The sequence below is a fragment of the Billgrantia pellis genome, assembly GCF_008297955.1.
GTDB classification, from domain to species: domain Bacteria; phylum Pseudomonadota; class Gammaproteobacteria; order Pseudomonadales; family Halomonadaceae; genus Halomonas; species Halomonas pellis.
The window spans coordinates 25,770-40,808 of the sequence record NZ_VTPY01000006.1; the positions used below are offsets into that span (position 1 = coordinate 25,770).

At 65.3% G+C, this 15,039-nt stretch carries 13 protein-coding genes and 1 other RNA gene; 7 read left to right on the plus strand and 7 right to left on the minus strand.

Translation table 11 applies throughout. The features are described from left to right. Positions 1-3: 3 nt before the first annotated feature. Both ssrS and F0A17_RS15610 read left to right on the plus strand, forming a co-directional pair. Positions 4-188: non-coding RNA, 6S RNA (ssrS, locus tag F0A17_RS15605), on the plus strand. Positions 189-197: 9 nt separating this feature from the next. Next, positions 198-833, plus strand: coding sequence for a 5-formyltetrahydrofolate cyclo-ligase (locus F0A17_RS15610; RefSeq protein ID WP_149329287.1), 636 nt, complete (start codon positions 198-200; stop codon positions 831-833). A gap of 372 nt (positions 834-1,205) precedes the next feature. Here F0A17_RS15610 and ilvA read toward each other — a convergent pair whose 3' ends face one another. After that, positions 1,206-2,720 carry a threonine ammonia-lyase, biosynthetic gene (ilvA, locus tag F0A17_RS15615; protein WP_149329288.1) on the minus strand — a complete coding sequence of 505 codons (1,515 nt, stop codon included), beginning with the start codon at positions 2,718-2,720 and terminating at the stop codon, positions 1,206-1,208. Positions 2,721-2,920: 200 nt separating this feature from the next. Here ilvA and rpiA point away from each other — a divergent pair, with 200 nt between their 5' ends. Continuing rightward, positions 2,921-3,595 (plus strand): ribose-5-phosphate isomerase RpiA, encoded by a 675-nt coding sequence (gene rpiA / locus F0A17_RS15620; protein ID WP_149329289.1) that lies wholly within the window; start codon positions 2,921-2,923, stop codon positions 3,593-3,595. Between the two features lie 13 nt (positions 3,596-3,608). Here rpiA and waaA read toward each other — a convergent pair whose 3' ends face one another. From waaA to F0A17_RS15635, 3 genes are read right to left on the minus strand one after another with little or no spacing between them, the layout of a single operon-like run. Continuing rightward, positions 3,609-4,913, minus strand: a complete 1,305-nt coding sequence (gene waaA, locus F0A17_RS15625; RefSeq protein WP_149329290.1) for a lipid IV(A) 3-deoxy-D-manno-octulosonic acid transferase — start codon at positions 4,911-4,913, stop codon at positions 3,609-3,611. Next, on the minus strand, positions 4,913-6,343 hold the full coding sequence (gene hldE, locus F0A17_RS15630) for a bifunctional D-glycero-beta-D-manno-heptose-7-phosphate kinase/D-glycero-beta-D-manno-heptose 1-phosphate adenylyltransferase HldE (protein ID WP_149329291.1): 1,431 nt from the start codon (positions 6,341-6,343) through the stop codon (positions 4,913-4,915). The genes waaA and hldE overlap by 1 nt, the downstream gene beginning before the upstream one ends. Beyond that, the gene (locus tag F0A17_RS15635) at positions 6,333-7,430 is read right to left on the minus strand and encodes a glycosyltransferase family 9 protein (protein WP_149329292.1); all 1,098 of its coding nucleotides are present in this window, start codon (positions 7,428-7,430) and stop codon (positions 6,333-6,335) included. The genes hldE and F0A17_RS15635 overlap by 11 nt, the downstream gene beginning before the upstream one ends. On the opposite strand from F0A17_RS15635, the gene F0A17_RS15640 reads away from it, so the two are divergent. Further along, positions 7,429-8,139: a 3-deoxy-D-manno-octulosonic acid kinase gene (locus F0A17_RS15640; protein ID WP_149329293.1), complete on the plus strand. Its 711-nt coding sequence runs from the start codon at positions 7,429-7,431 to the stop codon at positions 8,137-8,139. The two genes, F0A17_RS15635 and F0A17_RS15640, sit on opposite strands and share 2 nt — an antisense overlap. Positions 8,140-8,145: 6 nt before the next feature. On the opposite strand, the gene F0A17_RS15645 is transcribed toward F0A17_RS15640, so the two are convergent. Beyond that, entirely contained in the window at positions 8,146-9,273 is a 1,128-nt protein-coding gene (locus tag F0A17_RS15645; RefSeq protein WP_228716935.1) for a glycosyltransferase, read from the minus strand. 38 nt (positions 9,274-9,311) lie between these two features. Between F0A17_RS15645 and F0A17_RS15650 the strand changes: the two genes are divergently transcribed. The 3 genes from F0A17_RS15650 to F0A17_RS15660 all read left to right on the plus strand — a co-directional run bounded on the left by F0A17_RS15650 (position 9,312) and on the right by F0A17_RS15660 (position 12,968). Then, positions 9,312-10,424 carry a glycosyltransferase family 9 protein gene (locus F0A17_RS15650; protein ID WP_149329294.1) on the plus strand — a complete coding sequence of 371 codons (1,113 nt, stop codon included), beginning with the start codon at positions 9,312-9,314 and terminating at the stop codon, positions 10,422-10,424. Further along, on the plus strand, positions 10,421-11,185 hold the full coding sequence (locus F0A17_RS15655; RefSeq protein ID WP_149329295.1) for a glycosyltransferase family 2 protein: 765 nt from the start codon (positions 10,421-10,423) through the stop codon (positions 11,183-11,185). The genes F0A17_RS15650 and F0A17_RS15655 overlap by 4 nt, the downstream gene beginning before the upstream one ends. A 103-nt stretch (positions 11,186-11,288) precedes the next feature. After that, positions 11,289-12,968 (plus strand): sulfatase-like hydrolase/transferase, encoded by a 1,680-nt coding sequence (locus F0A17_RS15660; protein WP_149329296.1) that lies wholly within the window; start codon positions 11,289-11,291, stop codon positions 12,966-12,968. 5 nt (positions 12,969-12,973) lie between these two features. On the opposite strand, the gene waaF is transcribed toward F0A17_RS15660, so the two are convergent. Both waaF and rfaD read right to left on the minus strand, forming a co-directional pair. Next, complete coding sequence (gene waaF, locus F0A17_RS15665) at positions 12,974-14,020, minus strand: lipopolysaccharide heptosyltransferase II (RefSeq protein ID WP_149329297.1); 1,047 nt, start codon at positions 14,018-14,020, stop codon at positions 12,974-12,976. Continuing rightward, complete coding sequence (gene rfaD / locus F0A17_RS15670; RefSeq protein ID WP_149329298.1) at positions 14,017-14,982, minus strand: ADP-glyceromanno-heptose 6-epimerase; 966 nt, start codon at positions 14,980-14,982, stop codon at positions 14,017-14,019. Before rfaD ends, waaF begins: the two co-directional genes overlap by 4 nt. Positions 14,983-15,039: the final 57 nt, after the last annotated feature.

The window sequence follows — 15,039 nt, forward strand, 5'->3', positions numbered from 1 at the left end:
AGAGGTTCCCTGGGGTGTTGGCCAGTCGTTGAAGTCCCTCGAGCCTATGAGCAATACCCAGGGCGGCCATTTGCTAGCCGGACCCGTGTGCATGTCCGTGCGTCGGAAAGCCTGACGGTTCGGCTGCGGCCACCCACCTTGAACCAAGGGTTCAAGGGCCAGAACGACAGCGGCACTCTGGGGAACCTCTGCACGCCATGAGCCACCTGAGCGACGATCCCACCTCTCGCACTTCACGCCGTCATCTGCGTCAGCAGCTGCGCAGGCGCCGGCGCGCGCTGACCCCACAAGAGCAGGATCAAGCGGCTCGAGCCCTTTGCCGACGGCTGCGCCGGCAGCCCGAAGTGCGACGTGCCAGGCGAATAGCGCTCTACCTGCCCAACGACGGCGAGATCGATCCACGGCCGCTAATTCCCTGGCTGACTGGGCGGGGTGCCCGCGTCTACCTGCCGGTACTCAAACCCCTGTCCGACAACACGCTCTGGTTCGTCCATTATCATCCGGGCACGCCCATGCGGCGTAACCGTTTCGGCATTCCCGAACCCGAGACGCGCCATGGCGCCCATCGCGCCCGCCGTCTGCCGGCCTGGGCGCTGGATCTGGTCCTGCTGCCATTGGTCGGCTTCGACGACCTTGGACAACGCATGGGCATGGGCGGCGGCTTCTACGATCGCAGCCTGGCCTTCACCCGCCGCGGCGGACCCCGCCCGACGCTGATCGGGCTGGCTCACGAGTGTCAGCGCGTGGAACGCCTGCCGACCGAACCCTGGGACGTACCGCTCGATGCTATCGCCAGCGATGCGAAGATACTGCGGCCCGGCCGGATGCCGTAAAAACACCCAGCGAAAACACAAAAAAAACCGGCCGAAGCGGGGCTTCGACCGGTTCCGAACAGTCTCTGATCATGGCACTGGCGGCCGGCTCAACCACCGGTCATCAGCGCCTGGGCATAACCGGTTACCACCACGCCAATGCCGAAGGCCAGCACCAGTGCCATGACCAGATCGGGCTTACGCTTCATTATTACCTGCTCCCTGACGCACTCGAAGGATGAGACATCGCCGCGGGGGCCCGCGGTTGGGCAGACTATAGGGCCTGTGACGCTAGGGTGACAACCGCTCAAGGCAATGATTACACAATGAAACCTAAGCCATTTCTCGGCTTTGGCGTAAGTCGGTGCTCACCAACGTGATCGCATCACCGGCTCAGGCCATGAACAGGCGATAGGCCGCGTTGTCTGATTCCTTCCAGTAGCGATAGCCAATGGCATCGAAATATTCCTCGACATGGGAGCGATCCCCATTGGGGACCTGCATGCCCACCAGCACGCGGCCAAAAGCGGCGCCATGGTTGCGATAATGAAACAACGAGATATTCCAATCCTGGGGCAAGTGGGTGAGAAAGTTCATCAACGCGCCCGGACGCTCGGGAAACTCGAAGCGGTAAACTTCCTCATCGAAGTGCTCCTTGGGCCGACCGCCGCCGAGATGTCGAATATGCAGCTTGGCCAGCTCGTTGTCGGTGAGATCGACCACCGGATAACCGGCCTCGCGCAATCGTTCGATCAACGCTTCGCGGTCCTCACCGCCCGGCTTGACCTGCACGCCGACGAAGATATGCGCGGCCTCGGGATCGGCGTAGCGGTAGTTGAATTCGGTCACCATGCGCTTGCCGATGGTGCGACAGAACTTCTTGAAGCTGCCGGGACGCTCGGGAATGGTCACCGCCAGGATCGCCTCGCGCTGCTCGCCCAGCTCGGTACGTTCGGCGATGTGCTGTAGGCGGTCGAAATTGGTGTTGGCGCCCGAGTTGATGCATAACAGGGTCTGATCCACGACCCCGGTCTGCTGGACGTATTTCTTCAATCCCGCTAACGACAGCGCCCCGGAGGTCTCCGACACCGCCCGCGTGTCGTCGAAGATGTCCTTGACCGCCGCGCACATCTCGTCGGCATTGACAGTCACGACGTCATCGACAAGGTCGCGCACGATGGAGAAGGGCACCTTGCCGATCTGGGCCACGGCGACGCCTTCGGCGAACACCCCGACCTGTTCCAGCGTCACGCGTTTGCCGGCCGCGAGTGCCGCCTTGAGACAGGCGCTATCCTCGGCCTCCACACCGATCACCTTGATGTCGGGGCGCAGATACTTGACGTAGGCCGCCACGCCGGCGATCAGGCCGCCCCCCCCCACCGGCACGAAGATGGCATCCAGCGGTCCGCTGTGCTGGTGCAGGATCTCCATGGCCACGGTGCCTTGGCCGGCGATCACGTCGATGTCATCGAATGGGGGAATATAGGTGTAGCCGTGCTCGCGAATCAGCTCCTGGGCATGGTCGGCCGCCGCGGCGAAGGCGTCGCCCTTGAGCACCACCTTGGCCCCACGGGCGCGCACCGCCTGGACCTTGATGTCCGGTGTGATCCGCGGCATCACGATGATCGCCTTGACCCCCATCTGCTTCGCCGCCATGGCCAGTCCTTGGGCGTGATTGCCGGCCGAAGCCGCGATCACACCCTTGGCCTTCTGCTCATCGGTAAGTTGGGCCATCTTGTTGTAGGCCCCGCGAATCTTGAACGAGTAGACCGGTTGCAGGTCCTCGCGCTTGATCAGTATCTGGTTGTTGAAGCGCCGTGAAAGGAAGGGGGCCGGGGAGATCGGCGTTTCCCGGGCGGCGTCGTAGACCCGGGCCTGGAGAATCTTCTTAACGGTGGCTTCGAGCATCCTGATGTCCCAGAAGGAGAGTGGCGCGAAATACAGCCGCTCGGAAAACGCCGCACGTATCGACAGGCGGCATGCTGCGCTGCAGAGAACCCCTATAGGTAGCATTTTCGCCGCCTTGTCGTCCAGCGGCGGCGTCGGCACGGGGCGAGGCCTGGTCTATAATGCGCCGCACCCGCCCATCCACTGGCAACGAGCGAGACATGACCCAGGACGAACTGAAGGACGCCGTCGCCGCGGCCGCCATCGATGAGATCGCCTCCCGGCTCGAGCAGGATACCATTCTCGGCATCGGCACCGGCTCCACCGCCAACCGATTCATCGATCGCCTGGCCCGGTTGCGCCACCATTTCCAGGGTGCCGTGGCCAGCTCCGAAGCCAGCGCCGAGCGTCTGCGCGGACATGGCATCGAGGTATACGAGCTCAACAGTGTCGGCACCGTTCCCTTCTATATCGACGGCGCAGACGAAGTGAACGCTCACTTGCATATGATCAAGGGAGGCGGTGCGGCGCTGACTCGCGAGAAGATCGTGGCGGCCTGCGCCGAGCGCTTCATCTGCATCGCCGACGCCTCGAAGAAGGTCGCGCGCCTGGGGGCGTTCCCACTGCCGGTGGAAGTGATCCCCATGGCGCGCTCCTACGTGGCGCGCGAGCTGGTCAAGCTGGGCGCCGACCCGGTCTATCGCGAAGGAGTGATCACCGACAATGGCAACCAGATCATCGACTGCTACGATTTTCTGATCGATGACCCGGTGGCCATGGAAGCGCGCCTCAACGCCATCGTGGGGGTGGTCACCAATGGCCTGTTCGCCGCCCGCGGCGCCGATGTCTTGCTGCTGGGCAGCGAGCGCGGCGTGGAGCGCCTGACTCCGGCCTGACACTAGCAAGCGCTCACTTACCCGGTAGCAGGCGCGCCAGACCCTCCAAGGTGCGCGCCAGCGCTCCCCGATTGGCAGCAACCACTGCCAGGGCCGCATCGGCCAGGCGGTGGCGCTCGGTCTCGTCGATGAACAGAGTGGCCAGCGCTTCGGCCAGCGCCGTGCTATCGGTTACCTCCACCAGGGCGTTTCCTTCGCGCAGCGTCGCGGCGACATCGGCGAAGTTGGCCAGCTCGGGGCCGGTCAGGACCGGCACGCCCATGGCAGCCGGCTCGAGCAGGTTATGTCCCCCCACCGGCACCAGGCTGCCGCCGACGAAGGCCAGGTCGGCGGCACCATAGAGAGTGAGCAACTCGCCCATGGTGTCGCCCAGGTAAACGGCGGTGCGGGTATCGGGCCATTCCTCCAGGGAACGCCTCGCCAACGCCATGCCGCGCTCATGGCATAGCGCGGCTACCGCCTCGAAGCGCTGCGGATGTCGTGGCACCAGAATCAGCAGGGCTTCGGGAAAGGTGAGGCGCAGCCGGGCATGCGCCTCGAGCAGTACCTCATCCTCGCCAGGGTGGGTGGAACCCGCCACCCACACGGGCCGTGATCCCAGCCGGGTGCATAGGCGCTTGCTCGCCTCGATCGCCGACGCCTCGGGTGTCAGGTCGTATTTCAGCGATCCCACCACCTCGAGCCGCGTCGGCGCCATGCCCAACGCACGGAAACGCTCGGCATCGTCGCGCGACTTGGCGGCCAGCCAGTCAACGCAGGCGAGCGCTGTCTCCAGCAGTGGCCGCAGACGTCGGTAGCCGCGAAAGGCGCGCGGCGAGAGGCGCCCGTTGACCACCGCAACGGGGACGCCGCGGCGTCGACAGGCCGCCAGCAGGTTGGGCCACAGTTCGGTCTCGAAGAAGATGGCGAGCGATGGTGCCAGGCGCGTGACGAAACGCCGCGCGGCACCGGGAAAATCGAGCGGTACGAAGCGATGTTCCATCCGTTCGGGTTCGCCGGCCTGCCGTCGCGCCTCGATCAGCGCGTGGACGCGCTCGGCGCCGGTAGCGGTCATGGTGGTGATTAACAGGCGGTGGTGCGGATAGTGGGTCAGCAGGGCGTCGATCAGCGATCGCGCGGCCTGTACCTCACCCACCGAGGCGCAATGCAGCCACACGGTTGGCCTTCCGCCAGGCATCCTCAGGTTCAGTCCAAGCCGCTCGCGCCGCAGGTTAGTGAGCGCATGCTCACGCCACGCGCGTCTCCAGATCAAGGGCGAGAGCAGATAGAGCGCTACCGAGTAGAGCCAGCGGGGCCAGTGGCGGGCACGCAGCGTCATTACCCCTCGCGATCGAGGATGGTGGCGATCATCGCCGTGGTGGAGACGCCGTCCTCGAAGCCCAGCACTTTCACCTCGCCGCCGGCGGCACGCACCGCCTCGCCGCCGGCGATCTCCTCGGCGCGGTAATCGCCGCCCTTGACCAGCACGTCGGGCAGCACCGCCTCGATCAGCCGCTGCGGGGTGTCCTCGCTAAACGGTACCACCCAATCCACCGCACCGAGGCCGGCCAGTACCTGCATGCGACGGGAAAGCGGGTTGATCGGTCGCCTGGGCCCCTTGAGCCGGGCGATGGAGGCGTCGTCGTTGACCGCCACCACCAGGCGGTCGCCGAGCTGGCGAGCGTGCTCCAGGTAGGCCACGTGGCCGGCATGCAGTATGTCGAAGCAACCGTTGGTCATTACCACCCGCTCGCCGCGCAGCTGCGCGGCACGCACCGCTTCGATCAGCGGCGCCTCCTCGATGAGGCCGAACTCGGCCAGCTTGTCGCCATGCACGGCGGTATAGAGCTCGGCGATGGAAAGCGTGGCGGTGCCGGGCTTGGCCACCACCAGGCCGGCGGCCAGGTTGGCCAGGGTCATGGCTTCGGGGAAGCCGTGTCCGGCGGCCAGCGCCAGCCCCAGCACGCCGATCACGGTATCTCCGGCGCCGGTGACGTCGAAGACCTCGCGTGCCCGTGTCGGCAGGTGCAGCGGCTCATGGCCACCCCGGATCAGCGTCATGCCTTTTTCACTGCGGGTGATTAGCAGCGCCTCGAGATCAAGCTCGGCGCACAGCGCCGCGCCCTTGGCGGACAGCTCGTCATCGCTTCGGCAATGGCCGACCACCGCTTCGAACTCGGCCAGGTTGGGGGTAATGACGCTGGCGCCGCGGTACTTGCCGAAATCGCTGCCCTTGGGATCGATCAGCACCCGCTTGCCTGCCGCACGCACCCGAGCGATGAGTTCCTCGACCCGGTTGAGGGTCCCCTTGCCGTAATCGGAGAGAATCACCAGATCGCAGTCGGGCAGCCCTTGTTCGACACGGGACAGCAGGCCACGGGTATCGAGCTCGCCCAGGCCGTCCTCGAAATCAAGCCGGATCAGCTGCTGGTTGCGGCTCATGACCCTCAGCTTGGTGATAGTGGGAATGCCCGGGCTGCTCTCGAAGTAGGTGTCAACGCCGGCGGCGTCCATACGGGCCACCAACCGCCGGGCGTTATCGTCGTCGCCGACCATGCCGCTCAGGGCGGCGTGAGCGCCCAGCGAGGCGATGTTGAGCGCCACGTTAGCCGCGCCGCCGGGGCGATCCTCGCATTCCTCCACGCGCACCACCGGCACCGGCGCCTCGGGAGAGATGCGCGAGGTGGCGCCGTGCCAGTAGCGGTCGAGCATGACGTCGCCCACCACCAGTACGTGCGCCTGCTCCAGCGCGGTCAGGTCAAGCTTCATCGGTTTCATCCTCTTGCTTGCGGCCGTTCGGGCGTGTCAACAGCGCATCGAGTTGGCCGATCACATCTTCGATGCGGATCAGCGTCATGGCGTCGGCATGACGAACACGCTGGCCCCAGTGGATCTCGTCGGGCTCGCGATGCAGGTAGGTGCGCACGGCATCGGGATAGCGATTGACGACGTAATCGCGCCATCGGTAAGGCGCTGCCCGGTCGGGGTTGGTGGTGGCGAACAGGCCTACCACGGGCGTGCCCATGGCATTGGCCATGTGTACCGGGCCGGAATCGGGAGCGATCACCGCGCGAGCCCGGCCGATCAGTGCCAGCAGGCCCTTGAGCGTGGTACTGCCGATGGCATCGATAACCGCCTCGGCATGGCTGAGTGCGACAATGCGCTCGCCCATCTCCCGTTCCTGCGTGCTGCCGCCACCGCTGAGCACCGTCTTCAGGCCGTATTGAGTCCAGGCGTGCTCGATGACAGCGGCATAGCCCTCCGCCGACCAGTTGCGGAAGTTGCGCAGGCGCGGATTGGCGCAGGGGCTGATCAGCAGGTAGGGGGTATCGCCGGTCAGTGCAGCAGCCTCCTCGATGGCTTCGGCCGGCACCGGCAGGTTCCATTCCAGCGTGAAGTCCTCGACGCCCAGCAGGCGGGCGAAGTCGAGAAACGACTCCAGCACGTGGGCACGCGGATGCGGTGCCAGCTGGTAATGAGTGAACCAATGCTGGGCATCCTTGGCCCGCGCCTTGTCGTAGCCGATGCGCACCCCGGTCTTGAATCCCAGCGAAAGCACGCTGGCGCGCAGCGCCTGCTGCATGTGGAGCAGCACGTCGAAGTGAGTGTCGGACAGCTCGCGCCACAGGCGGCGCATGCCAGCAAAACCGCTGGCTTTGTCGTAGACGATGAACTCGACCCCCGAGAGGCCGGCCAGTAGACTGTGTTCCGCCTTGCCGATGATCCAGGTGATGCGGGCTTCGGGCCACTGCCGCTGCAATGCGCGTACGGTGGGGACCAGGTTGCACACGTCGCCGAGGGCGGAGAGTCGCAGCACGGCGATATGGCGGGGTTGGGCAGGCAGAGGATGCTTCATGCACTTGGCAACATGTCGAACGGGAAGGCTTTTCATTCTATATGATGCGGACAGTGTATGTGACGCCGACCCGACGCCACAAATCGGCCCGCTGCTCTTCGACCCTGACCACTGGCAACGAGAGGGACGTGTCGTAGGCGAAGCCCCCGGGCGCGGCAGCAGCCTGTTCCTCGACGCCGGACCCGAGCAGTGGGTGCTACGTCCTTATCGCCGTGGCGGCCTGATGGCCAGGTTGAGCGAGCATCGCTACCTGTGGACGGGGCTCGAGCGCACCCGTGCCTTCCGCGAGCTTCGCCTCACCGCCGAACTCTTCGCTCGCGGCCTGCCGGTGCCGCACCCTGTGGCGGCGGGCGTTACCCGCCATGGCCCCACCTATTCGGCGGCCTTGATCACGGTGCGTCTACCAGGCGCCCGTTCCCTGGCGGACTGCCTGAACGACGCCGACCCGGCCCTGCTCGAGCGCGTCGGGGCGACCGTGCGGCGTTTCCACGATGCCGGTCTCGATCATGTCGACCTCAACGCCCGCAACCTGCTGGTCGACGCCCAGGGCAAGGTCTGGCTGATCGATCTCGACCGCTGCCGCCTGCGCTCCCCCGGGCAATGGCAAGAGGCCAACCTGCAGCGCTTGGGGCGGTCGCTGGCGAAGTTCGGCGCGTCGGATGCCCTGCCCCTCATTCGCCAAGGCTACGCCGGTAGCGAGCCGGCCTGACACGCGCTACGCGTCTCCAGCGTACTCCCCGGTCAGGGCACGCACGTGGGCGCTCATGCCGAACCTCTCGACGGCCCTCGCCCGGGCCGCCTGGCCCAGGCGTCGGCGCAGCCCGTCGTCCCGGCCGAGCGCTTCCATCGCCTGCGCCCAGGCCTCGGGCGACTCGGGATCCGCCAGACGACCACAGCCGGTGTCGAGCAGTTCCGGAATCGCCCCGCTATCGGCACCGATCACTGCCTTGCCGGCCGCCATCGCCTCGACCACGGTAAGGCCGAAGGCCTCGTTGCGCGAGGGCACGCAGACGATGTCCAGCGCCTCGAATAGCCGCGGTAGGTCGGGCCGAAAACCAGCGAAGGTGATTCGTTCCTCCAGCCCCAGTGCGGCCACCTGTCGCTCGAGACTTGCCACATAGACCTCGTCGCTGCCCTCTGCTGCCGTCAGCCCGCCGATCAGCACACCGTGCCAGTCGAATCCCGGCGTCCACTGACTCAGCCGGGCCAGTCCCTCGAGCCAGGTACGCTGGCCCTTGCCACGAGTCAGGCGACCGGGCAGGCCGATCGCCACACTGCCGGCCGGCACGCCAAGCTCGCGTCGCAGCGCGTCGCATGCCGCTGAGTCCAGCTGCGGTGAATAGGGTGCCAGGTCGATGCCCAGGTAGAGCCGCCGGATGCGTTCCGGTGGCAGCGGAAAGGCCGCCAGGTTGCGTTCGCGCGTGGCCTCGCTAATGGAGAAGAGCCGCGTGACGCGGCCATAGGCCCAGCGATGATAGAGATCCTTCTTGGGCCGGGTGACGCCCATGTGGTCGGTGAAGAACAGCTTCAGACCCGGGCGCAGGGTCGCCAATAGCGCCCCCAGGCGAAGATCACTGGATTTGTGGCAGTGCAGCACCTCGATGGCATGTCGACGAAGATGGGCCAGGATTCTCCCTACCTGCAGCAGCGCGCGGCCCCGGCTGGGCACGGTCAGCGGTGCGATGCCCGCCGACGCCATGCTGTCGGCGACTCGCGAGCCGCTCAGGGCCAGTCCATGGGGCTCCCAGCCCTGGCATTGCAGCTCGGGTATAATCCGCGCAGGATACATTTCGAGTCCGCCCCAGCCGTCGGACAGGCAGATGTGCATGACCTTGTGCGCCAAGGCTGTCTCCTTCTTCGTACCGGGGCCCGGGAGCCCAGATGATCTTTTCTTCACCCATGGCCGATCGCAACGCAACGGATACGGCACCGCGCATCCTGGTGGTGCGCAACGATAAGCTCGGCGACTTCATGCTGGCCTGGCCGGCGCTCGCCTGTCTCAAGGCAGGAGCGCCCGACGCTCGGATCAGCGCGCTGGTGCCGGCCTATACGGCACCGCTGGCCCAACTCTGCCCATGGATCGACGAGGTGATCGTCGACCCGGGCGCCGCCGCCGGCCGGCAGGGCCAGCGCTCACTTCTCGTCAGCCTTCGAGAGCGGCGCTTCACGGCCATGCTGACGCTGTTCTCGACACCCCGTGTTGGCTGGCTGGGCTGGCGCGCCGACATTCCGCTGCGCATGGCGCCGGCGACCAAGTGGGCACAGCTATTCTACAACCGGCGCGTCACCCAGCGCAGGTCACGTTCGGCCAGGCCCGAGTACCACTATAACGTCGAGCTGGCCGAGGCGCTGCTGGTCGCATTGAACCGTCAGCCCACACCTCGGCCCGAACCGCCCTACTGGCCACTTCCCCCCGCGACCGCCGATGCCCAGCGCCGCGCCATCGCCAACGAACTGGCTATCGATGCGTCACGGCCCTGGCTCTATCTGCACGCCGGCAGCGGCGGCTCGGCGGTCAACCTGACGCCGGTCCAGTACGCCGAGCTGGCGGTGACGATCGATACGCGACTGCGCGGGGCGGATGAACGTCGCCCGTTGTGGCTGCTGACCGCGGGCCCCGGCGAAGAGCACGGCGCCGAGGCCCTGGCCGGAACCTTGACGGCTCGGGGCCTGACGGCCGCTGTGCTGCCCCCGCGTCGCGGGCTCGGCGATTTCGCCCTGGCGCTCGCGGCAGCCGATCTGTTCATCGCCGGCTCCACGGGCCCGCTGCATATCGCCGGCTGCCTCAATCGCCCCACTGCCGGTTTCTATCCGGCCCGTCGCTCGGCGACCGCGCTACGCTGGCAGACCTGCAACGAGCCATCGCGTCGCCTTGCCTTCAGTCCTCCCATCGAGGCCGAAGAGCTGGATATGGGCAGTATCGACCTGTGCGCTGCCGCTGCGAGCATCTCCACTTTTCTACAGACCCATGGGTCCCGAGGCCACCCTCTATGAAACCCATCACCGGCATTGTGATTACGCTGAACGAGGCGGAACGAATCGGCGGCTGCATCGATTCCCTCAAGCGAGTCTGCAACGAAATCCTCGTTGTCGATTCGCTCAGCCAGGACGACACCGTGCGTATCGCCGAAGAGAAAGGCGCCAAGGTACTGCTTCAGGAGTACTTGGGCGACGGCCCTCAGAAGGCGCATGCCGTCCCGCTGGCATCGAACGACTGGATTCTTGCCCTGGATGCCGACGAGCGCTTGGACGATGACGCCGTCGAAGCGATACTGACGCTTACCCTCGACGATCCTTCCTTCGCTTACAGCTTCAGACGGCGAAACTTCTGCGGCTCTCACTGGATCAAGGCGGCCGGATTCTATCCGGACGAGGTGGTGAGGCTCTACAATCGCACAACCGGCGGTTATCTCCCCAAAAAGGCTCACTCGTCGGTGCAGGCACCGAAGTACGCAAGCACAGGCACACACCTCCTTCATTTCACCTACGAAAACCTCTCTCACTGGGTTCAGCGAATCGACCAGCTCTCGACCCGGGATGCCTGGGCAATGAAAGGCAAAGGCATCCCGCCATCGTCGTTTCGCCCTGCGCGGCACGCCCTGAGCGCGCTGGTTCGCAAGCTGCTTTTCAAGGGTGGGGTATTTCAGGGGAGCGATGGATTCACGGTTGCGCTAACGACGGCGTTTCATGCCTACATGAAATACGCCAAGCTGAACGAGCTGTATGAGAACGAGGCGGGGCCCAAACAACACTAGACTTAACCGGACACGATGGGCTCGCCCGGGAAGGCCTAGGAAAGATGCCAGTGATGCGAGCCCTGACAAGCCGACAGTCGAACTCAATGGATGATTCGTCAACATGTCCTTTTCGTCCTCGCTTCATATCCTGACACGTCCGCGCTGGCTGTCGCTGATGGTCATCGGGTTCTGTCTGGGATATGCCATCATCGTTCTGACTCGCGTGCCCAGGTGGGGCCTGGCCCCGCTGATGCTGGCCTGGATAGGGCTGGGGCTCTGGTTTCGCTGGGGAGCGGCACACAAGATGCCGCGCTCGGCCGCGACACGCCGATGGCCCTGGTCGCTGCTGCCCATCGCCCTGTGGGGGCTGTATCTTTATCTGACCGAGAGTTTCGGTATCGTCGATCTGAGCGCGGTCTTCTTCCATTTGCAGGCCGGTATGGCCGATCACGGCGGCGTCAGCCGCGTCGGGGCGGCCTTCTTCTATATCCTCAGCATGGCCCTTCTGCTGGCCTCGTTCACGTGGCTCGTGCGCCACGATTGCCACTGGCATCGCGGTGAGCCGCTCCTCGCCCTGGTGCTGCTGGCCAGCAATCCGCTGCTGTATGGCGTCGGTCAGCGCGGTGCCGCACTGGTGACCAAGCCGGGGGCCTGGCTGGAACGTCAGTACGTCGAACCGGTGATTCTCGAGGCACCGCGGGAGCCGCCCAACCTGCTGTTGATGTATCTCGAGAGCATCGAGCGAACCTACGCCGACCGCGAGCGCTTCGGCGACGCCTATGCCGACCTGGATGCCATCGGCGAACGTGGCCTGGTCTACGAGGGCATCACCCAGATCGACAATACCGGCTGGACCATGGCCGGTATGATCGCCAGTCAATGCGGCACGCCGCTGATGCCCGCCGGGTTGCTTCACGACCGTCAATTCTCGCCGCTGGAAAAGGTAGTACCCGGGATCGACTGCCTGGGAGATCTGCTCTCGGCACAGGGTTATCGGCTCACCTATCTGGGTGGCGCCAGCATCGCCTTCGCCGGCAAGGGGCTGTTCTACGAGGGGCATGGCTTCGATCGGGTCCTGGGTCGCGAGGAGCTGCAGCCCTTGCTCGACGACCCTGAATATGTCAACAACTGGGGCCTCTACGACGATTCGCTCTATGATTTCGCCCTTGAGGAGTTACGCCGTCTCGATGCGCAGGACGATCCGTGGGGGATGGTCAACCTATCGATCGCCGGTCACGCGCCCAACGGCTATCCCGCCCAAGCCTGTCTTGACCGCCAGGGCGAATTCGATGGAGTGGACATTCTCTACTCAGTGAAGTGCTCGGCCTGGCTGGCACGCGATTTCCTCGAACGCGCCGAGGCCGAGGGGCTGCTGAACAATACCGTCGTCGTCATTGCCAGCGATCACCTGACCATGCGGGTATCGGCCTGGGAGGCACTGATCGAAGGTGAACGCGACAATACCCTGATACTGCTGGGCCCCGGCCTCCCCAACGAGCGAGCGCATCGCGAAGCCACCATGATCGACGTCTTTCCCACCATTCTCGAGGCCATGGGCTTTACCATCGATTGGCATCGTGCCGGTCTCGGCGTGTCGCTGCTCTCCGACGCGCCCACGCTGATCGAGGAGCACGATAAGGAATTCCTCAATGACCGCATGCGGGAAGAGACCGCGCTCCAGGAACGGCTGTGGGAGGGCCTTGCCCCGTCGCAGCCGGAAGCCCCCGAACCGGAGCCCCCCGAACAGATCGTGGAGACGCCCGACGATGCCACCGGCGAGGCGCCCGCCCAGGTGCAGTGAGCGACTCAGCCGCGAGCGAGCACCTCCGCCGACGACGCCAGCAAGGCACCCAGCACCCGCTGCGGCGAGAGCTGTACCAGACAGTTGGTATGCCCGAGCGGACAGGTCCGCTCGAAGCAGGGGGAGCAGCTCAGCCCCAGGAAGTGGATCTTTGCGCTATCGGTCAGCGGCGGCGTATAGCCCGGCGACGAGGAGCCGTAGAGCGCATGCACGCGCGTACCGACCGCAGCGGCCACGTGCATCAGCCCCGAGTCGTTGGTCACCACCTGCTGACAGTCGGCCAGCAGGTCCACGGCATCCGCCAGGCGGGTCTGGCCGCACAGGTTGTGCACGTGCACCAGTCCCTTGGCGATCGTCTCCCCCGCATCGGCGTCCTTGGGACCGCCCAGCACGCGCACCTCAAACCCCTCCGCCTCGAGGCGTCCGGCCAGTTCGCGAAAATGACCCAGCGGCCACTGCTTGGCGGGCCCGTACTCCGCGCCGGGCATCACGCCGATGGCCGGACGCGAGGTGAGCCCCAGCCGAATGCGCAGCTCGACCAGATTGCCGGGATCGACCCGCAATCGGGGACGGGGAACAGGGAAGCCACCTGTCGACGCCTCGTCAGATGGCAGACCGAGGGCGACGAAGCGCTTCACGGTCTGATCCAGCACCTCCCTGTCCAGTTCACGGCGCTCGCTGATCAGGCCATAGCGCTGCTCCCCCGTGTATCCCACCCGCTTGGGTATGCGTGCCAGGAACGGCACCAGGGCCGACTTCCACGAGCGCGGCAGCACGATCGCCATGTCGAAACGTCCCCGTAGCCGGCGTGCCAGGGTACGTCGGGTTGTCCAGCCGAACTGGCCATGTTCCACGTCCAGCGCGATCGCCTCGTCCACCTCGGCCATGCGCGCCAGGATCGGCTGCGACCAGCTTGGGGCCACCACACCGATGCGACAGCGTGGATGGCGCTGTCTCAGCGTCATGAACAGGCTCTGCGCCATAACCATGTCGCCCACCCAGGAAGGGCCGACCACCAGAATACGGGGCTCCAGGGTGGACGCCTGACTCATGCAGCGGCTCCGCTCAGCCAGCCGAGATAGGCCTTGACGCCCTCGGCCACACTGCGGAACTCGCGTTCGTAGCCGGCCTCGCGCAGTCTCGAAATGTCGGCTCGGGTGTAGCTCTGGTAACGCCCCTTGAGCTCGTCGGGAAAATCGATGTACTCGATCCGCCCACGCCCGTGGAAGTCGATCACCGCCTCCCCAATGGCCTTGAACGGCTCGGCGCGACCGGAGCCAAGATTGAAGATACCCGACTTGTCGGGATGCTCGAGGAACCATAGGTTGACATCCACCACGTCGCCCACGTAGACGAAATCACGACTCTGCATGCCCGCCTCATAGCCGTCCCAGGCGCCGAACAGCTTGAGGTCCTGGCCCGCACCGATCTGGGTTTGGTGGTGGTAGGCGACGCTGGCCATCTTGCCCTTGTGCTGCTCGCGGGGACCGTAGACGTTGAAGTAGCGAAACCCCACCACCTGGCTGGTCAGTTCGTTCCAGTGCTGACGCACATACTGGTCGAATAACAGCTTGGAATAGCCGTAGACGTTGAGCGGTTTTTCGTATTCGGGCGCCTCGCGAAATACCTGGCTGCCGCCATAGGTCGCCGCCGACGAGGCGTAGAGGAAGGGAATGCCCTGCTGCTGGCAGTAATGCAGCAGCACCTTGGAATATTCGAAATTGTTATCGAGCATGAAGCGCCCGTCCCACTCGGTGGTATCCGAGCAGGCACCCTCGTGGAAGATCGCCTCGATCCGCGGCAGTCGCGAGGGTTCACCGCGCAGCGCCGCCTCGACACGAGCGCGGAAATCGTCCTTGTCAAGGTAATCGCCGAGGGTGCAATCCGCCAGGTTGACGAACTTCGTGCCATCGCGCAGGTCGTCGACGACCAGCACGTCGTACCGTCCGCGCTCGTTGAGAGCCTTGACCAGATTCGAGCCGATGAAACCGGCGCCACCTGTCACTACGATCATTATGAACCTCGCTGGGCGCAAGCGCTGCGCCTATAACCGATGTGCCTGTGATTGTAT